Genomic DNA, 18147 nt, shown 5'->3' with positions numbered 1-18147 from the left:
CAGGCTCTGCGCCGGCAATCGGCGCCAGCGGGACGCTTATCGTTCTTGCCTGGCGTCACAGCGCCAACACCTCCGGGGCTGGCAGAGGGTTGGTCCGTTGGCGCTGTGAGCCGGCACAGCCGCGACATCGATCAGGGAGGAGTGCCGATGTCGCGGCTGGCGATCATTGACCGGCGGCCGGCAGCTCGGCGTAGTTGCCGTCCTTGTCGCGGCGGTACACGACATAGTCGATCAAGGTGATGTCACCCTTCGGCGTGTAGCTGATGTTGCCGAGCACGGTGTCCCAGCTTCCGGCCTTGATGGCGGCTGCGACCTTCTTGGCGTCCGTGGTCTGGGCGCGGGTGACGGCCTGGCTCCAGATCTGGAAGGCCGCATAGCTGTAAAGCGTGTAGCCGTCCGGATCGATGCCCTTGTCCTTGAACTTCTTCAAGGTCGCGGCCGCGGTCACCTTCTTGCGCGGATCGGGCGAGAAGGTGAACAGCGAGCCCTCGGCAAGCGGACCCGCGATCGCGGCGAACTGCTTGTCGACCAAGGCATCGCCGCCCATCAGCACCGCATTGACGCCCTGCTCGCGCATCTGGCGCAGGATCAACGCAGCCTCGGCGTAGTAGCCGCCGACATAGACGAAATCGATCGATTCCTTCTTGAAGCGGGAGACCAGCGCGGCAAAGTCCTTGTCGCCCTTGGTGTAGGCTTCATAGAGCTTTTCCTTCACACCCGCCGCGTTGATCGCGTTCTTGGTTTCGTCGGCAAGACCTTTGCCATAGGTGGTCTTGTCGTGGATGATCGCGACGTTCCTGGTCTTGTAGTTCTTGATGATGTAGCCGGCCGCCACCATGCCCTGCTGGTCATCGCGGCCGCAGACGCGGAACGTGTTCCACAACCCGCGCTCGGTGAACAGCGGGTTGGTCGAGCCGGGCGTGATCTCAAGCACATTGCCCTCGGCATAAGCGTCCGAGGCGGGAATCGAGGTCGACGAGCAGAAGTGCCCGACGACGAACGGAATCTTCGCGCCTGCCATCTTCTCGGCAACCGACACGGCCTGCTTCGGATCGCAGGCGTCGTCGCCGACCTCCAGCTTCAGCTTCTTGCCGAGCACGCCGCCTGCCGCGTTGATGTCGGCGATCGCGAGATCGGCGCCGTTCTTGAACTGCTGGCCGAAGCTCGCCTCCGAGCCGGTCATCGGCCCGACCACGGCAACACTGATATCCTGTGCCATGGCCGCGCTGGACAGAGCCAGGCTCGCGCCAAGCGCAAGACAATATCCTCGAAGTGCAAACTTCATCACGTTCTCCTCGATGGTCTCAAGTCGCCTCAATGCATCGCAATCGACTCATACTGCCGGGTGCGACGGTCACTGGGGGCTGCCTTGTATGCGCGCGCTGGCCGGCAGGCTCGGACTGAGGCGACGGGGGATTGGACATATGCGACATTGGGCAACAATGTGAAACACGTTGCCGTGCATTGGTGCCTTGAATCGTCAACGGCGAGGGCGCGATCGGTGGCGATCCTGTGTGCGCGATAGCACATAGCTCGTGATGTCTCGATCACGGCCGCACCAGCGGCTCTGATGCGTTCGGCTTGACGTCGGCGCCGACCGGTGCCGCCGCCTCGACAGCACCTTTCAGCTCGATCTCATAATAGCCGCCGACCTTGAACGCGCCCCATTGCGTGGAGACCGCCAGATTGATGGCGATCGACGCTATTCCCGCTGGAAGGCAGAACATCACCGACGCTGATCGAATGAACGAAACCGACATGAGCGCAATCCTATCCGAATGAGTGCGCGCAAAGCCGAACCGGATCGCTGCGTCGTGACCTTTCTCCGAATCCAGTATCGATACACGCGCGCGCCGTGATCGCCCGCCCCGGACGCTCCCGTATCGTCGACGACCCTCATAAGGATGGACAAGCGGCATGCGCGGATCATATCGGCGGATATCCCGATCGCTCCTGTTGATCGGAGCAGCACTGATCGTGATGGCCGCTTCGACGCCAGTCCCCGAGAGCGCGATCCGTTGGGACGCGAAAAATGCCTACCGCAAATGCGACGGCGCGATCGACGGAACCATCGCCTGGCCCTCCGCACCGGAGCCCGCCTGCGTCGCCATGCTGATGTGCGCGAATGAACGGACGCTGTCCGCGGAGCGCCATCAGCGATTGATCGAACAGATCCGGCGAGTGCCGGGTTGCGGCGACCCCTAAACCGCGGCCTTAGCCTGAGGCGTGCATTCCATCAGAAGCGGCGCGGCGCGGTTCGAATGTCCGACGGCGTCGCACCGTAGCGCCGGCGAAACGTGCGGTTGAAGTAGGACAGATCGCCGAACCCTGCCTCGAACGCGATGGTGCTGATGCTGCGGCCGCTGCGCTGCGACTCGATCAGCAAGCCATGTGCGCGCACCAGCCGCTGGTCGAGCACAAACTCCGAGAATGTCGTGCCTTCGCCGGCAAACAGCCGCTGAATTTGGCGTGGCGTGATCTTCAGGCGCCTCGCCACAGCGGCCAGGCTGAGGCTGCATTCCCCGATCCGCGCGCCGACGTCGGCCTTGACCGCGGCCAGCCGCGCAGCAGCAAGGCCGCGCTTTTCTGCAACCGCCTCCCCGTCCCTCGACGCGCCGATTACCAGCGCCGCAAGGTCGATCACATGGCTGACGATAAGACGTTGCAGCTCCGCGCCCGCCGATCGATAGAGATCGTCGATATCCCGGACATAGCGGGTCAATAATCGCAGCGCTTCGCTCGAGGGCCGCAGCGGGCGCATCAGCGCGTCCTCGGGATTGGGCACCAGGGGCGTCAGCGCCTTGCGCGGCAGTCGCAAACTGATGAGGCGCGACGCCGAGGGGTAGGTCATCGTGGCCGTCTCGGCGGTCGCCATCAGAATTGCCTCACCTGCGCCGACCGCCTGCTCCCGGCCACGATGCGACACCAGCCGATTGCCACTGGCGCCAATCACCATCAATAGATCGTCGCAGCCATCGAGCAATTCGCGCGTCCTGTCGACCCGCAGGTTGGCGAACGACCAGAATCCGATCCCGAGCCCGTGCAGCGCACGCACTCTGGCATCGCTGTAGTAAACGCTGTTGATCAGCGGCGCCGGATCGAGCTTCACCATCATGCGCCCGATCCGCTCCCGAAAAATCGCCAACCGCTCGCGTTCAGCCCAATCCGCGGTCGAGTAGCGAAAATCCGAGGCATCCGGCGCGTTTGGCATCATCGGCTCTCTTAGTGCCGCCGCATCGCGCGCGCGATCCGCGGCTGATTCGAGGCGGCTCTACGACGCCCGCCTGGATTGTCCACGATGTCGCCTCCGTCCAAGTGCATGTCGCTCCAGCCCATGCGTCGAGTTTCCGGGACGTCTAAGCATCGGCCGGCAAGTTGCCAAAGGACATGCGGCTTGGGTATTTTCGGGCAAGGAACAAGGAATGGCATCGAGTTCACCAACTGAAGGAGCAATGCTCGCACTGAATCTCTTGCGTGTCAGCGTCGTCCTCTTTCTCGTCGGGCTTGGCCTCGGCATCGGCATGGGTGTAGCGGAGAATTTCACGCTGGCGCCTGCCCACGCTCATCTCAACCTGCTCGGCTTCGTCGCATTGTTCCTTGCCGGACTTTACTACCATGTGTTTCCCGCGGCGGCCACCGGTCCACTTGCCAGGATACAGGCCTGGCTCTCCGTGATCGGAGCCGTCATCTTTCCAATCGGAATTGCAGCCATCCGGATCGGCGGTCCGGCTTACCAGCCCGTCGTCGTGGTCGGTTCGCTCATCGTGTTCGCGGGAGCTATCCTGTTTGCTTTCATCGTTTTTCGCGGCGGAGCACGACGCGACGAGTTGGAATCAAAGACCGGCGTCGTCTAACGCATTCGCGGCGCCGCGCGAACATCCGATGGCGTCGCGCCGTAATGCCGGCGGAAGGTGCGGTTGAAGTAGGACAGATCGCCGAACCCGACTTCGAACGCAATCGTACCGATGGTGGTGCCGCTGTGGCGTGGATCGGTCAGCAGATGATGCGCCCGCGCCAAGCGCTGGCCGAGCACGAATTCCGAAAAGGTCGAACCTGCGCTTTCGAACAGCCTCTGGATATGGCGCGGCGTGAGCTTCAGCCGGGCCGCCACCGCGGGCAGAGTGAGATCGCCATAGCTGAGATTATCGGAAATGTCGGCCTTGACCGCGGCAAGCCGCGCGGCCGCCAGGCCGCCGTCTTCGGCGGCGACCGCTGCATCCCGGTTCGCGCCGATGATCAGCGCGCCCAGATCGACCAGGTGCTTGACGACGGCGTTACGCAGTTCGGGAGTCGCCAGCTGATAGCTGTCGTCGAGCTCCCTGATGTAGAGCGCGAGCAGGCGCATGGCCTCCGTGTTTGCCGGCATTTGGCGGATCAGCATGTCTTCCGGATCACGAACCAGCGAGGCGAGCGCCTTGCGCGGCAGCCTGAGGCCGACGAAACGGCTGGGCGACACCGGGACGACCATGTCGCCTGCCTCCGCGCTCGACTGCAGCACTGCCTGCCCCGGGCCGAGCAGGATGTCGCGGCCGCGCTGCGAGGCGCGCACATTGCCGCTCGTGATGATGGTCAGCACCAGATCGTCGGTACCATCGAGCAGTTCGCGCGGTCTCGCGATCTTGAGATTGCTGCACGCCCAGGATCCGATGCCGAGCCCGGACAATTCGCGCACATTCGCTTCCGCATGAAACGCGCCGTCGTCGAGCGGCTCCGGATCGAGCTTGACGATCATCCGTCCGATCTGCTCGCGAAAGATCGGCAAGCGATCTCGCTCGCCGAAATGCGCCGTCGAGAATCGAAACCCTGTGATATCGCCCGATTGCATTGTCATAGGCTCGCCCTCATGGCGACGGAGGTCGCTGCTCATATGCGGCTGATTTGTGGCGGCGCACACCCAGCATGGGGACCATGCAGCGTGGCTGCAAACGTGAACCTTTCGCGGGTTCCACCGATGCCTCGGTCTGACAACTGTCAAGCATCGCGCACAAGCATCGCAAATGCACGGTATAGTGTAGAGCGCGGGATTGCTTTGACCTTGATGGGTCGGTCGCGCCCGAATTCGCGATCGGGACTAAAATCGTCCTCGCTCCGATAGTCCGAGGACGCCGTCCATCGCTCGCGCCGATTATAATTGACTGACCGGACGGTCAATAGTAATTCTGCCCCAGGGTCACGCGACCTTTGGTCGTCAGAAGCCGCAACGGGAGGCAATCATGGTCACCGACCTGGTGTTGACCGATATCCGCGCCGGATATCGCGTCCTGACGCTCAACCGACCCGACCGCCTGAATTCATTCAGCGCCGATCTGCATGCCGCCTTGATGGCCGCGCTGACCGCGGCCGAACAGGACAAATCCTGCCGCGCGCTGATCCTGACCGGAGCGGGACGCGGATTCTGCGCCGGGCAGGACCTCTCGGACGGCGTGTTCACGCCGGGCGAGACGCCTGACCTCTCGATGCCGATCGAAAAATATTACAATCCGCTGGTGCGCAAGCTGCGCAGCATTCCGATGCCGGCCGTGTGCGCGGTCAACGGCGTGGCTGCTGGCGCCGGCGCGAACGTGGCGCTTGCCTGCGATATCGTGATCGCCGCACGGTCAGCCAAGTTCATTCAGGCCTTTGCCAAGCTCGGCCTCGTTCCTGACTCCGGCGGCACCTGGTTTCTGCCGCGGCTGGTCGGTGGAGCGCGGGCCCGGGCATTGGCCATGCTGGCCGAGCCGGTCTCCGCGGAACGGGCGGAAGCATGGGGCATGATCTGGAAGGTGGTCGAGGATTCCGACCTGATGACGGAGGCCCATGCGCTTGCCGCCTCGCTCGCGACGCAACCGACCGATGGCCTTGCGTTGATCAAGCAGGCACTCGATGCATCCGAGCGCAACACGCTTGATGCGCAACTCGATCTCGAACGCGATCTGCAGGGACGTGCCGGCCGGTCGGCGGATTATGCCGAGGGCGTGACCGCGTTCCTCGAAAAGCGCTCGCCACGTTTTGTCGGACGGGCATAGGATTGAACGTTCCGCCAGCAAGCCAGGACGTAACACAGATCACAGGGTCAGAGGGTTCCACTTCGATGACACAGCCTCACTCCAGCGGTGCGCAATCGGCGGACAACGTCATGCAGCTCGACAGCTTCGTTCGTGGCAGGTGGTCCGGCGCGGGCGAACCGGCGGCCGAGATTCGCAGCGCCGTCACCGGCGACGTGGTGGCGCTCGCGACCAGGAGCGATCTCGACATGCGCGAGATCCTCGCCTATGGCCGCTCGGTCGGCGGCAAGAATCTCCGCAAGCTGTCGTTCCACCAGCGCGCGGGATTGCTGAAGGCGCTAGCCGACCATCTGAGCCAGCACAAGGACCGGCTCTACAAACTGTCGCTGCATGCAGGCGCCACCCGCACCGACGCCATGATCGACGTCGACGGCGGTATCGGCACGCTGTTCGCATATGCCAGCAAGGGACGCCGCGAGCTTCCGAACACCAGGTACCTGCTCGACGGTAATGTCGAAGGGCTCTCCAAGGGCGGCGCGTTTGCCGGTCAACACATCGTGACGCCGCTGCACGGCGTCGCTGTGCACATCAACGCGTTCAATTTCCCGTGCTGGGGCTTGCTGGAGAAGCTGGCGCCTGCGCTTCTCGCCGGCGTTCCCGTCGTCACCAAGCCTGCGACGGTCACCGCCTATGTCGCCTACGAGCTCGTGCGGTTGATCACCGAATCCGGTGCACTGCCGGAAGGCGCGCTGCAATTCATCATTGGCTCGACCGGCGACCTGTTCGACCATCTCACCTGCCAGGACGTGGTGTCGTTCACGGGCTCCGCCGACACCTCGCAGAAGCTGCAGCGGCATCCGGTCATCGCGCGCGAAGCTGTCCGGTTCATCGCCGAGCGCGACTCCCTGAATGCAGCGATCCTCGCTCCGGGCGCCGCGCCGGGAAGCCCGGAGTTCGATCTCTTCATCAAGGAAGTGGCAAAGGAGATGACGGTCAAGGCCGGGCAGAAATGCACCGCGATCCGCCGCGCGCTGGCGCCGTCAGCGCAGCTCGACGCCGTGATCTCGGCCTTGCGCGATCGCCTGGCAAAGGTCGTGGTCGGCAATCCCGCAAGCGACAACGTCAGGATGGGACCACTGGTTGGCCTCGCCCAGCGCAACGATGTGCTTGCCCACGTCGCGAAGCTCCGCACCGAGGCCGAGCTGGTGGCCGGCGATCCCGACAACTTTGCGCTCGTCGACGCCGACGCCAAGCGCGGCGCTTTCGTTCCGCCGCTGCTGCTGCACTGCGCGAAGCCGCTTGCCGCAACCGCGGTCCACGAGATCGAGGCGTTCGGGCCGGTCTGCACCGTGATGGGCTATGACGATCTGGACCAGGCCATCGCACTGACCAACCGCGGCGGCGGCAGCCTGGTCGCATCGGTCTACACCCACGATATCGACGCGGCGACCGAGCTCACCTTCGGCATCGGCAGCTTCCATGGCCGCGTCGCGATCATCGACCGCGACTGCGCGACCGAGCACACCGGCCACGGCTCGCCGATGCCGCAGATGGTCCACGGCGGCCCGGGCCGCGCCGGCGGTGGCGAGGAACTGGGCGGCGTCCGCAGCCTGCAGCACTACATGCAGCGCACCGCGTTGCAAGGCTCTCCTCGCATGCTGAGCGGCGTCACCGGCCGCTGGTTCAAGGGCAGCCCGGTGCTCGAGGGCGACCTGCACCCGTTCCGCTATCACTACGACGATCTCGAGATCGGCCGCACGCTGGTCTCGAAGTCGCGGCAGATCACCCTCGACGACATCGAGCACTTCGCGCATTTCACCGGCGACACCTTCTACGCCCATATGGACGAGGAGGCGACCAAGGGGCATCCGTTCTTCCCTGGCCGCGTCGCGCATGGCTATCTGCTGCTGTCATTCGCGGCCGGCCTGTTCGTCGATCCCGACTATGGTCCGGTGCTGGCGAATTACGGCCTCGACTCGCTGCGCTTCGTGAAGCCGGTGCAACCGGGAGAACAGATCCAGGTGCGGCTGACCGCCAAGGAGAAGACACCGCGCAACAAGCAGTACGGCGAGGTGCGCTGGGACGTCGAGATCACGACCGGCACCGGCGAGACCGCGGCGACCTACGAACTGCTGACGATGAATGCGATGCGGGGCTAAAGCGCGATGAGATCATGTTGAATCGTCATCGCGCTTCAGATTCTTGTTTAGGCATGATCTTTTCGGAAAACCGCTTCGCACTTTTCCGGATCATGCTTTAGAGACGCGCTTCAGAGCAACTCGGCCTGCCGGCTGCGGCCGACCGGCTTTGCCTTGCTGCGCGGCCGGGCGGCGGCGGCATCCGCGGCACCGGCCAGCACCAGTTGCGCGACGAACTCGGCATATTCGGCGCGGGTCATCGGCCCGCCCTCGCGAAACCACATATAGTGCCAGTTCAGCATGCCGAAGACGCTCATCGTCAGCGGCTTGAGCACGCGCTTCTGCTTCGCCGCCGGCACCGCGGCGGCGAGCGCATCGGACATGATCCTGACCAGGATCCGCTCGCTCGCAAGCAGCGGCTGCTGCTTGTCCTTCGGCAGCAGCTTGAGACTTGCGATCTGGACCTGATGCTCGGCATCGGCATGCCGGTAGAGCTCGAGCAGGGTGCCAACGATCGTCCTGAAGCGCTCGATGGGATCGCCGGCCGACGCGCTCGCCTTGCGAACCGCCGCCACCAGCGTCTCGAGATGCGACGACAGGATATCGAACAGGATCGCCTCCTTGTCCGGGTAGTAGTGATAGAGCAGCGCCTTCGAGACACCGCACGCATCGGCGATCGTGTTCATCGACGTGCCGACATATCCCGAGGCGGCAAACAGCTCGGCCGAGCGGTGCAGCATCGAGAGGCGCTTGTCGTCGTAGTCCTTGGCGCGCGATCGGGCCATGTCGTTCCGTTCCAGCGGCCGTCGTCCGGCCTATCGTCCAAATCAATCGGGCCGCGGCCATTTATCGACCATCCGGTCAGGCAGTTCTAGGGCGCATTTGGAATGGCGCCCCGTTTTTCGATCAAGCCTTGCTCAAAGCGTGTTCCGCGAGCTGCGCAAACGCGCAAGCTCCCCGAAAGCTGAGGCGCCTTCGAGGAGCTCGGATCGAGAATGCGGCGCGTTACTTCTTGCTCTCACCGACGCCCTTGGCGGCCTGCTCGATGATGGCCGCCACAGCTTGCGGCTTCGAAACATAGATGGCGTGGCTGCCGGCCTGATCGACGGTCTTGGCGCCGGCGCGCTTGGCCATCATGCGCTGCGCATCGACCGGGATCATCTTGTCGTTGGTCGCCACCAGGTACCAGCTCGGCTTGCTCTTCCAGGCCGGCACGGTCACCTCGCCGTTCAGCGCCGTGACGCCCCAGGGCACCTGGGAGTCAGCCATGAAAGCCGCGACGTCGGGCTTCACATCGGCAGCGAACGACGCAGCGAACTTCGCGCGATCGAGCGAGAGGAAGCCGTCCTTCGGCGGCAGGATCGGCGGCACCGGCGCGCCCGGAGGAGGATTGGCGATCAGCTTGCCGACCGATTCACCCTGGTCGGGCGCGAACGCCGTGATGTAGACCAGCCCTGCGACCTTCGGGTCGGTGCCAGCCTCGGTGATCACGACGCCGCCATAGGAGTGGCCGACCAGAACGACATTGCCATCCGCGGCGGCGATGGCGCGCTTGGTGACGGCGACGTCGTCCGCCAGCGTAGTGGTCGGGTTCTGGACAATGCTGACCTTGTAGCCGTCCTTCTTCAGGATCTTGTAGACGCCTTCCCAGCCCGAACCGTCGACGAAACCGCCATGGACGAGGACGATCGACTTGACGGGGGCGGATTGGGCGTGGGCTGCAGGGATCGCGGCCGAGGCGAGGCCCAGCGACGCTGCGGCGGCGAGCAATTTGGTGGTGATCGACATGGGATAGTCTCCTGATGTTTATTTCGCGATAATATTTATCGCAATAATCATCGTATAACGCAGCTTGAATTGCCTGTCTAGCTATTTTTTATCGTGATAATGATTTTTGTGGTAAGGTACAGCAATGACGATCGAAAGGGCCCTTCCCATGCCTGATCCGGGACCAATTCCGCTGGATAGCCAGCTCTGCTTTTCGCTTTACGGCACCACCATCGCGATCAACCGCGCCTACAAACCCCTGCTCGACGGCCTCGGCATCACTTATCCGCAATACCTCGTTCTCAGCGTGCTCTGGGAAAGGGACGGGCAGATGATTTCCGCGATCGCCGACCGGCTCGCCCTCGAACCCAGCACCATCACGCCGCTGGTGAAGCGGCTCGAGCATGCCGGCTTTGTCGAGCGTCGGCGCAGCACGCAGGATGAGCGGCAGGTCGGCGTCCATCTGACCGGCAGCGGCAAGGCGATGCAGTCACGCACCGGCTGCCTGACCGACACCTTGCTGGCGCGGTCCGGCCTGACGGTCGACGAACTCATCTCGCTGAACAAGCGCGTCCAGGCCCTGCGCGACGCGTTGACGGCTTCAGGCGCGGACTGATCGACGAGAGCTGCTGTCTTGCCGTATCGCTAGAGCATGGTCCGGAAAAGTGCGAAGCGGCTTTCCGAAAAGATCATGCTCAAACAACGAGCTAAAGCGCCATGACGATTCAACCCAATCTCGTCGCGCTTTAGACCCAGCCGCCATCGACGATATGGCTCTGGTTGGTGCAGGCGCCGCTGTCGTCGGCGGCGAAGAACAGCACCACGCGAGCAATGTCGTCAGGCACGAGCTTGCGCTTCAGGCATTGGCGCTGCATCAGCTCAGCAACGCCTTCGGGCGTCAGCCACAGATCCTGCTGGCGCTGGGTCATGATCCATCCGGGCAGGATGGAGTTGACCCGCACATTGTGCGGACCGAGATCGCGCGCCAGCGCGCGGGTGAGGCCCTGCACCGCTGACTTGGCAGTGGTGTAGCAGGGCATGTTGCCCTGACCGATCACCCAGCTCACCGAGCCGATGTTGATGATCGCACCGCCGCCCGCCTGCCTCATGTCGGGTGCGACCGCCTGGGCACTGAAGAACTGGTGCTTGAGGTTGACCGCGATCCGCTCGTCCCAGAATTCCGGCGTGACGTCCTCGATCGCGTGACGATCATCGCGCGCCGCGTTGTTGACCAGGATCGTGATCGGCCCGAGCGCCTCGCGAATGCCGGCGACCGCGCGGCGCAGCGCGCCGATGTCGCGCAGATCGGCGTGCTCGAAGTGCACGCGGGCCTGCGCCCCGAGGTCGGACAGCAGCTGCTCCGAGGACGTCAGGTCGATGTCGATGAAACCGACTCGCGCGCCCTGGTTGATGAACTGGCGGACGATGGCCTCGCCAATGCCGGAACCGCCACCGGTGACCAGAACGGTCCGGTCCTTGAGGCTTGGATAGACGGCACCCTGCATTGGCATTCTCTCGATTTGGCGCCTGAAGCGCGTCGGTTGCTCTGCTGCGGCTCAAGCGGAGAGCCGCAGCTTCCGAGATTCACTCGGTCGATTCCATGTGGTTTCGGTCCACGACCCGCAGCGTCCGCCGCACCATGCCGTCGACGATCGTCGCCGACTCACTGGGACGCACATGGATCGCCGTCGACTTGAGCAACCACGGCAGCACCGCCTGCTCGAGCCGCTCTTGATAGGCGCTGCGCATCATGTCGAACGCCTGCAGGCCGGGACCTGCGAGGATCAAATGATGTGGGCGCAACACCGATATCGTCGTGGCGACCGCTTCGGCGAGCGCGTGGCCTGCCTGCCGGAATAGCTGCTCGAGACGGGGATCGCCGGCGCGTGCCCGCGCGCGCAGCAGCGCCATCTGCGCCTCGGACGGTTGCTGCGACACCGCCGGCGGCAGGTCGAGGAAGGTGCGGGCGTCGCGGTAGAGCGCATAGTCCGCGAGATGGGCCTCGATGCAGCCGCGCTGACCGCAGCGGCATTGCGGACCATTCGGGGTCAGCTTGACATGGCCGATCTCGCTGCCCGCGCCCGCCCCCCAGCGCGCTTCGCCGTCGACGACGATGCCCATGCCGATGCCGTGACCGACCATGAGCGTGGCCGTGAGCCCCTGCGCCAGGGCCGGCTCGGCCGCGACCAGCGCGAGCGCCACCGCGACCGCATCGTTCGCCATCACGACTTCGACGCCGAATTCCTCGCGGACCGGCTTTGCCAGATCGAGGTCGGTGATCGACAGCGCGGGGCTCCACAGATGCCTGCCTGTATCAGCGTCGACGATGCCTTGCAGCGCAATCCCGATTCCGAGCAGCCGGTCTCGCGGCGTGCCAGTCGCTTCGAGCATTGCCTCGATCTGCGCGATCACGAGATCGCACAACGCGCCTGCATCGAGGCCCCGCGTCGTCAGCTCAAGCCGCGATTGCGCCAGGGCCGAGCCGCTGAAATCGGCGATCAACGTTTCGATCAGATTCATGCGGAGTGAGACCGCAATGATGCGGCCGAATTCGGGGTTCAGCGTCAACAAGACCGCCGGCCGGCCCCGGCGGCGGCCGTTGAGCCCGTCCGTATCGTCTTCGTCGGAGTCGTCCGGCCACGACGTCGCAGCATCTGTCTCGGCCTCAACCAGCAGGTCTTCCGCCATCAGCTTCGACGTAATGGCCGAAATGGCCGGAAAGCTCAGCCCGGTGCTGCGTGCCAGCTCGACCCGCGGCAATGGTCCCTGGCGCCGCAGGACTTCGACGAGACGGTCGCGGTTCGATCCGCGGGCCAGGCTTGAAGCGCGTCTCAGCGGTTCGGACTGCTCATTCATACCGGCTTTTTTAATTCGCTTGATAAAATTATTCAATGGATACGCCTCAGATATTGGCCCAAAAGCGTTGATAGAGGCCGAAATACATCACCTTCATACTATTTTTGCTTGCAAGGTTCGAACTCGAACACCTTGACTGGACATTCTGTCGCGCTAATTTATTAGTTACGTGAATAAAATAAGGCGTGAAAAGCGCCGGGTGTGAAATCCCCTCACCGGGGGTGTCGACAGGGAGGTGCATATGAATGACTCGATGAAGAGATGGATCGTACCGCTGTTGGCGGGCGCAGCCGCGCTCGCGATGACAACGGGGATAGCACAGGCACAGCAAAAAAAGACCATCGCGCTGGTGACCAACGTCGCTGCCGACTTCTGGACCATCGCGGGCCGCGGGCTTGAGAAGGCGCAGAAGGAGCACCCCGAATACAATATCGAATTGATCGTCACCAACGAAGGCACCGCGGCCGGCCAGCGGCGTGAACTGGACGACCTTTTGGTGCGTGGCGTCGCCGGCATCTCGATCTCGGTCGACGATGCCCCGCATGCGACCGAAGAACTCAACAAGGTTGCGGCCAAGACCGTGCTGATCACCACGGACAGCGACGCGCCGCAGAGCAATCGTCTCGCCTATATCGGCACCGACAACGTCGCAGCCGGGCGGCAGGCCGGCGAGGAGATCAAGAAGGCGCTGCCGAACGGCGGCAAGATCGCGCTGTTCGTCGGAACGATGGACGCCGACAACGCCCGCGAGCGCGTGCAGGGCATCAAGGAATCGATCGCCGGCACCAAGGTCGAGCTGGTCGACGTGTTCACCGATCAGGTCGACTTCGCCAAGGCCAAGGCGAACATGGAGAACGTGCTCGTCAAATATCCCGACATCGCGCTGCTGTCCGGCCTGTGGAGCTACGAGACCCCGCTGATCTATGACGCGGTGAAGGCCGCGGGCAAGGCCGGCAAGGTGAAGATCGTCGGCTTCGACGAGGATCAGCGGACGCTGCGCGGCATCTCCGACGGCACCATCGAATCCACGGTCGTGCAGCAGCCCTACGAGTTCGGCTATCTCTCCGCCACCAACATCATCAAGACGCTGAACGGCGACAAGTCCTGGATTCCGAAAGACAGCAAGCTGATCGTGCCGACCAAGGTGATCAGCAAGGCCAACGTCGCGGAGTTCGCCGCAAATCTGAAGGATCTGCTGAAGAAGTGACTTCGGTCGGCTTCATCGCCCGGCCGCGACAGGCCGGGCGATGTGCAGGAGGATATGCCGAATGGCGGAGACGCTGCTCGAACTCAGCGGAATCAGCAAGACCTATCCCGGCGTGAGGGCGCTCGACGACGTCAATCTGCGCGTCTGCCGCGGTGAGGTGCTGGGCCTGATCGGCGAGAACGGCGCCGGCAAATCGACGCTGATGCGCGTGCTGGCCGGCGTGATCGCGCCGAGCGCGGGCGTGATCCGCATCGGCGGCACCGAGCACGCCCGGATGACCGTGAACGAGGCGACGCTCGCCGGAATCGCCTTCGTGCACCAGGAGCTGAACCTGTTCGAGAATCTCGACGTCGCCGCCAACGTCTTCATCGGGCGCGAGAAACTTGCCGGCGGCCCGCTGAAGCTGGTGGACAATGCGGAGATGCGCGCCCGCGTGACGCCGCTGCTGGAACGGCTGGGCGCCGATTTCACGCCGGGCACCCTGGTCGACAATCTGTCGATCGCCGAGCGCCAGATGGTGGAGATCGCAAAGGCGCTGTCGATCGACGCGCGCGTGATCATCATGGACGAGCCGACCTCCAGCCTGACGATTTCGGAGACCGAACGCCTGCTGGAGGTGATTGCCGACCTGAAGGCGCACGGCATCTCGGTGATCTACATCTCGCACCGGCTCGGCGAGATCATGAGCTGCGCGGATCGGGTCGTGGTGCTGCGCGACGGGCGCACGGTGGGCGAGCTGGCGCGCGACGAGCTGAGCCATGCCGCCATGATCCGGCTGATGATCGGCCGCGACCTGAAGGCGCTTTATACGCCGCCGGCGTGTCTGCCGCACCCGGGCGGCTGCGACATCGCCGGCGTGGTGACGACGGCCTTTCCCGACCGGCAGATCGACCTTTCGGTGCGGCGCGGCGAAATCCTCGGCCTCGCCGGGCTCGTCGGCGCCGGCCGCACCTCGCTTGCCCGCGCGGTGTTCGGCATCGACCCGCTGCTGGGTGGCGAGATCAGGATCGACAACGCGCCGGTCGGCGTCGCCTCGCCGCGCGATGCGATCAGGCAGGGAATCTATCTGGTGCCGGAGGATCGCAAGAAATCCGGACTGGTGCTGGAACTGCCGATTCGGGAAAACGTGACGCTCGCGAGCCTGCTGGACTACGCGCGGATGTGGCTGGTCAACGGCACGGCCGAGCGCAAGATCGCAAAGGAACAGGCGAGGCGCCTGACGATCAAGGCGCCGAGCATCGACATCGAAGCCGTCACGCTCTCCGGCGGCAACCAGCAGAAGGTGGTGCTGGGCAAGTGGCTCTCGATGCAGCCGCGCGTGATGTTCTTCGACGAGCCGACCCGCGGCATCGATGTCGGCGCCAAGAGCGAGATCTACGCGCTGATGCGCAGCCTCGCCGACCAGGGCGTCGCGATCGTGATGATCTCCTCCGACATGGAAGAGGTGATCGGCGTCTCCGACCGCGTCGCGGTGATGCACGAGGGCAGCGTCAGCGGCGTGCTCGAGCGCGAGCAATTCAGCGAATACAACGTGTTGAAGCTGGCGGTCGGCCAAGCGTTCGAAACCGTGGAGACCGCAGCGCCATGATGAAGAAAGAACTCGGCCTGTTCTTGCTGCTGGCGGTGATCTCCGCCATCACCGGCGCGATCAACCCGGCCTTCCTGTCGTTCGTGAACCTGCTGAACATGGCCAATCTGATCGGCCTGTTCGGTGTGTTCGCGCTGGGTGAAGGGCTCGTCATCATCACCGGCGGCATCGATCTTTCGCTCGGCTCGATGTTCGCGCTGCTCGGCGTCGTCTTCATCGACCTGCTGACGACCTATCAGGTGCCCTGGCCGTTCGCGCTGTTGCTGGTCCTGATGGGCGGGCTGGCGCTCGGCGGCATCCAGGGTTTCCTGATCACCCGGCTCAAGATGCAGCCGTTTATCGTGACACTGTGCGGGCTCCTGATCTATCGCGGTGCCGCACGCTATTACACCAGCGACTCGACGCGTGGCTTCGGCTACGGCGACGAGGCCAGCACGCTGGGCAACATCGCTTCCGGCAATGTCGCGGGCATTCCGAACACCTTCATCTTCCTGATCATCCTGGCGGTGATCCTCGGCGTGCTGCTGCATCGCTCGGTGTATGGACGCTGGCTCTATGCCGTGGGCAAGAACGAGGAGGCGGCGCGCTACTCCGGCATCAGGACCAACCTCGTGATCGCGACCGCCTATATCATCAGCGGCGGCCTTGCCGGCGTCTCGACCGTGTTGTTCGTCTTCTACACCAACTCGGTCTCGCCGAGTTCCTTCGGCAATTTCTACGAGCTCTATGCGATTGCGGCAGCCGTCCTCGGCGGCTGCAGCCTGCGCGGCGGCGAAGGCTCCATCCTCGGTATCGTGCTCGGGACGGCACTGCTTCAGGTGCTGCAGAACCTCGTGAACATCCTCGGCATTCCGAATTCGCTGAACTTCGCGGTGATGGGCACCGTGATCCTGATCGGCGTGCTGGCGGACCAGCAATTGCAGGCCCGGCGGCGACGCAAGGCCGCGCTGGCCGGTCTCGCCCGCACTGCGCCGAAGAAGGACAGCAGCATTCTGCAAAGCACAGCTTCACGCCGTGCCGCGCTGCCAACGACGACAGGCGATCAGGCATGACGCTCGATAAGGAATCCGCAACCGGGAATATGGTCGCGGTGACTTGAGTAGAGGAACAAGGGGAAGAGTTCGATGCGCAGAGTTTCTATCTCAAGTTGACCGATCGATGAATTAAACGGGGCACGTTCCAGGCTGAAGGGCTTTGGGCAGGGACGTGACACAAAAATGGACAAAGCCGGGGACGCTGGGAGTGCAGAAAATGCCACTTTGGTCTGTGAACACCGCGCGGGCGTGCGGCGTGGGGATCGCCCTGTTATCACTGTTCGGCGGCAGCGGCGCGCATGCGGCCGATCTGCTCACAAAAGCTCCGCCCGTGCCTTACACGGAGACCGACGACTTCTGGACGAGACCGTACCTGTTTGGCGATCTCGGCAGGACGCAGCTGAAAGAGCGGGGCATCTCGCTGGCCCTGACGCTGGGCGACGAAGCCGTCACCAATTTGTCCGGCGGCAACAGGAACACCGGAGCCAACGCCGGACAGCTGTTCTTCCAGGCCAAGTTCGACATGGCGAAGCTTGCCGGCATCCAAGGCGGTACGGTTGGCCTCACGCTGGTCGACCGCTTTGGCCGCAACCTGAATGACGAGGCTGGCATCCCGGCCCTGCAGCTGACCAACGAAGTGTTCGGCCGCGGCAATATCCTGCGCCTCACCGAACTCTACTACTCGCAAAAACTTTTCGATAACCGCCTCGAACTCAAGGGCGGCCGTTTGCCGGTCGGCTCCGACTTCTTCTTCGGGCTGTGCGAGTTCATCAACCTGACCTTCTGCGGCGGTCAGCCCGGCAACATCCAGGGCGGCTACATCTACAACTGGCCGGTGAGCCAATGGGCCGGCGTGGCGCACTACAACTTCACCAAGGAATGGCAGCTGTCGGTCGGCGTCTACGACGCCAATCCGAACTATCTGACGACGTCGGATTCCGCGACCTACTTCCTGCCGGGCGTCCCCGGCTCAAGCCGCGCCTCCGGCGTGCTGGTGCCGGTCGAGGTGGTCTGGGCGCCGAGCGGTCCGTTGAACGGGACCTGGCGGTTCGGCGGCTGGTATGACAGCGCCTCGACGATCGACGGCGGCCTGCCGGGCATCATCGCCATCGCACCGGGCATGGGCGGTGTTTCCGATCAGAATCTCGGCGACCAGCGCGGCCGCTATGGCGTCTACGAGTCGATCCTGCAACGGTTGACGGTCGAGGGTGCAAAGGCACAGGGTTGGTACATGTTCCTCAATACGACGGTCGCCGATCATCGGACGTCGTATCAGGACTACCAGGTCGCCCTGGGCTTCAGGCACACCGGAACGTTCTCCTGGCGCCCTGAAGACGAAGTCGGCTTCGCGGTGGGCACCACCCACGTGAATTCGGCTGCGCTCACCCCGAACGCAGGCGGCAACGAAGTCCCGATCGAAGCCTGGTACGGATGGCAGGCGACCGGCTGGATGAACCTCAAATTCGACGCCCAGTACGTGATCAATCCTGGCGGACGCGGCTATAATGCCGCCGGCGTCAAGACCGAGAACGCCTGGGTTCTTGGTCTGCGCACGCTGGTGCACTTCTGAGCC

The 18147-nt window shown here is 63.8% G+C and carries 17 protein-coding genes; 9 read left to right on the top strand and 8 right to left on the bottom strand.

Annotated elements, in window-relative coordinates; genetic code table 11:
• Positions 1-163 precede the first annotated feature (163 nt).
• Both JQ507_05390 and JQ507_05385 read right to left on the bottom strand, forming a co-directional pair.
• Entirely contained in the window at positions 164-1285 is a 1122-nt protein-coding gene (locus JQ507_05390; protein ID QRI70950.1) for a branched-chain amino acid ABC transporter substrate-binding protein, read from the bottom strand.
• A gap of 262 nt (positions 1286-1547) precedes the next feature.
• Positions 1548-1760: a hypothetical protein gene (locus JQ507_05385; GenBank protein ID QRI70949.1), complete on the bottom strand. Its 213-nt coding sequence runs from the start codon at positions 1758-1760 to the stop codon at positions 1548-1550.
• 196 nt (positions 1761-1956) lie between these two features.
• On the opposite strand from JQ507_05385, the gene JQ507_05380 reads away from it, so the two are divergent.
• Positions 1957-2205: a hypothetical protein gene (locus JQ507_05380; protein QRI70948.1), complete on the top strand. Its 249-nt coding sequence runs from the start codon at positions 1957-1959 to the stop codon at positions 2203-2205.
• A gap of 31 nt (positions 2206-2236) precedes the next feature.
• On the opposite strand, the gene JQ507_05375 is transcribed toward JQ507_05380, so the two are convergent.
• The gene (locus tag JQ507_05375) at positions 2237-3211 is read right to left on the bottom strand and encodes an AraC family transcriptional regulator (GenBank protein QRI70947.1); all 975 of its coding nucleotides are present in this window, start codon (positions 3209-3211) and stop codon (positions 2237-2239) included.
• 241 nt (positions 3212-3452) lie between these two features.
• On the opposite strand from JQ507_05375, the gene JQ507_05370 reads away from it, so the two are divergent.
• A complete protein-coding gene (locus JQ507_05370) occupies positions 3453-3854 on the top strand; it encodes a hypothetical protein (protein QRI73194.1) in 402 nt (133 codons plus the stop codon).
• On the opposite strand, the gene JQ507_05365 is transcribed toward JQ507_05370, so the two are convergent.
• Positions 3851-4762 (bottom strand): AraC family transcriptional regulator, encoded by a 912-nt coding sequence (locus tag JQ507_05365; GenBank protein ID QRI70946.1) that lies wholly within the window; start codon positions 4760-4762, stop codon positions 3851-3853. The two genes, JQ507_05370 and JQ507_05365, sit on opposite strands and share 4 nt — an antisense overlap.
• A gap of 451 nt (positions 4763-5213) precedes the next feature.
• Here JQ507_05365 and JQ507_05360 point away from each other — a divergent pair, with 451 nt between their 5' ends.
• Positions 5214-6005 carry a 2-(1,2-epoxy-1,2-dihydrophenyl)acetyl-CoA isomerase gene (locus JQ507_05360; protein QRI70945.1) on the top strand — a complete coding sequence of 264 codons (792 nt, stop codon included), beginning with the start codon at positions 5214-5216 and terminating at the stop codon, positions 6003-6005.
• Between the two features lie 110 nt (positions 6006-6115).
• On the top strand, positions 6116-8143 hold the full coding sequence (paaZ, locus tag JQ507_05355; protein QRI73193.1) for a phenylacetic acid degradation bifunctional protein PaaZ: 2028 nt from the start codon (positions 6116-6118) through the stop codon (positions 8141-8143).
• A gap of 110 nt (positions 8144-8253) precedes the next feature.
• Here paaZ and JQ507_05350 read toward each other — a convergent pair whose 3' ends face one another.
• Both JQ507_05350 and JQ507_05345 read right to left on the bottom strand, forming a co-directional pair.
• The gene (locus JQ507_05350; protein QRI70944.1) at positions 8254-8907 is read right to left on the bottom strand and encodes a TetR family transcriptional regulator; all 654 of its coding nucleotides are present in this window, start codon (positions 8905-8907) and stop codon (positions 8254-8256) included.
• A gap of 220 nt (positions 8908-9127) precedes the next feature.
• Positions 9128-9910, bottom strand: a complete 783-nt coding sequence (locus JQ507_05345) for an alpha/beta hydrolase (protein QRI70943.1) — start codon at positions 9908-9910, stop codon at positions 9128-9130.
• A gap of 148 nt (positions 9911-10058) precedes the next feature.
• On the opposite strand from JQ507_05345, the gene JQ507_05340 reads away from it, so the two are divergent.
• Positions 10059-10505, top strand: a complete 447-nt coding sequence (locus JQ507_05340; protein QRI70942.1) for a MarR family transcriptional regulator — start codon at positions 10059-10061, stop codon at positions 10503-10505.
• A 130-nt stretch (positions 10506-10635) separates the two neighbouring features.
• On the opposite strand, the gene JQ507_05335 is transcribed toward JQ507_05340, so the two are convergent.
• Entirely contained in the window at positions 10636-11394 is a 759-nt protein-coding gene (locus JQ507_05335) for an SDR family oxidoreductase (GenBank protein QRI70941.1), read from the bottom strand.
• Between the two features lie 79 nt (positions 11395-11473).
• The gene (locus JQ507_05330; protein ID QRI70940.1) at positions 11474-12745 is read right to left on the bottom strand and encodes an ROK family protein; all 1272 of its coding nucleotides are present in this window, start codon (positions 12743-12745) and stop codon (positions 11474-11476) included.
• Between the two features lie 241 nt (positions 12746-12986).
• Here JQ507_05330 and JQ507_05325 point away from each other — a divergent pair, with 241 nt between their 5' ends.
• From JQ507_05325 to JQ507_05310, 4 genes are all read left to right on the top strand, one after another.
• Entirely contained in the window at positions 12987-13952 is a 966-nt protein-coding gene (locus JQ507_05325; protein ID QRI70939.1) for a sugar-binding protein, read from the top strand.
• A 61-nt stretch (positions 13953-14013) separates the two neighbouring features.
• Positions 14014-15540 carry a sugar ABC transporter ATP-binding protein gene (locus tag JQ507_05320; protein ID QRI70938.1) on the top strand — a complete coding sequence of 509 codons (1527 nt, stop codon included), beginning with the start codon at positions 14014-14016 and terminating at the stop codon, positions 15538-15540.
• On the top strand, positions 15537-16592 hold the full coding sequence (locus JQ507_05315) for an ABC transporter permease (GenBank protein ID QRI70937.1): 1056 nt from the start codon (positions 15537-15539) through the stop codon (positions 16590-16592). Before JQ507_05320 ends, JQ507_05315 begins: the two co-directional genes overlap by 4 nt.
• 199 nt (positions 16593-16791) lie before the next feature.
• Positions 16792-18144 carry a carbohydrate porin gene (locus JQ507_05310; protein ID QRI70936.1) on the top strand — a complete coding sequence of 451 codons (1353 nt, stop codon included), beginning with the start codon at positions 16792-16794 and terminating at the stop codon, positions 18142-18144.
• Positions 18145-18147 lie beyond the last annotated feature (3 nt).

Origin of the sequence: Bradyrhizobium sp. PSBB068 (genome assembly GCA_016839165.1) — a bacterium.
Lineage (GTDB): Bacteria > Pseudomonadota > Alphaproteobacteria > Rhizobiales > Xanthobacteraceae > Bradyrhizobium.
Note: the sequence above shows the minus strand (reverse complement) of the source record. Positions and strands in the feature narration are given on the sequence as shown.

Coding starts and splice junctions, on each gene's coding strand:
- JQ507_05390 (QRI70950.1), bottom strand. CDS start 1,285: ATGAAGTTTGCACTTCGAGGATATTGTCTTGCGCTTGGCGCGAGCCTG.
- JQ507_05320 (QRI70938.1), top strand. CDS start 14,014: ATGGCGGAGACGCTGCTCGAACTCAGCGGAATCAGCAAGACCTATCCC.
- paaZ (QRI73193.1), top strand. CDS start 6,116: ATGCAGCTCGACAGCTTCGTTCGTGGCAGGTGGTCCGGCGCGGGCGAA.
- JQ507_05315 (QRI70937.1), top strand. CDS start 15,537: ATGATGAAGAAAGAACTCGGCCTGTTCTTGCTGCTGGCGGTGATCTCC.
- JQ507_05310 (QRI70936.1), top strand. CDS start 16,792: ATGCCACTTTGGTCTGTGAACACCGCGCGGGCGTGCGGCGTGGGGATC.
- JQ507_05325 (QRI70939.1), top strand. CDS start 12,987: ATGAATGACTCGATGAAGAGATGGATCGTACCGCTGTTGGCGGGCGCA.
- JQ507_05370 (QRI73194.1), top strand. CDS start 3,453: ATGCTCGCACTGAATCTCTTGCGTGTCAGCGTCGTCCTCTTTCTCGTC.
- JQ507_05340 (QRI70942.1), top strand. CDS start 10,059: ATGCCTGATCCGGGACCAATTCCGCTGGATAGCCAGCTCTGCTTTTCG.
- JQ507_05360 (QRI70945.1), top strand. CDS start 5,214: ATGGTCACCGACCTGGTGTTGACCGATATCCGCGCCGGATATCGCGTC.
- JQ507_05350 (QRI70944.1), bottom strand. CDS start 8,907: ATGGCCCGATCGCGCGCCAAGGACTACGACGACAAGCGCCTCTCGATG.
- JQ507_05345 (QRI70943.1), bottom strand. CDS start 9,910: ATGTCGATCACCACCAAATTGCTCGCCGCCGCAGCGTCGCTGGGCCTC.
- JQ507_05375 (QRI70947.1), bottom strand. CDS start 3,211: ATGCCAAACGCGCCGGATGCCTCGGATTTTCGCTACTCGACCGCGGAT.
- JQ507_05385 (QRI70949.1), bottom strand. CDS start 1,760: ATGTCGGTTTCGTTCATTCGATCAGCGTCGGTGATGTTCTGCCTTCCA.
- JQ507_05335 (QRI70941.1), bottom strand. CDS start 11,394: ATGCAGGGTGCCGTCTATCCAAGCCTCAAGGACCGGACCGTTCTGGTC.
- JQ507_05330 (QRI70940.1), bottom strand. CDS start 12,745: ATGAATGAGCAGTCCGAACCGCTGAGACGCGCTTCAAGCCTGGCCCGC.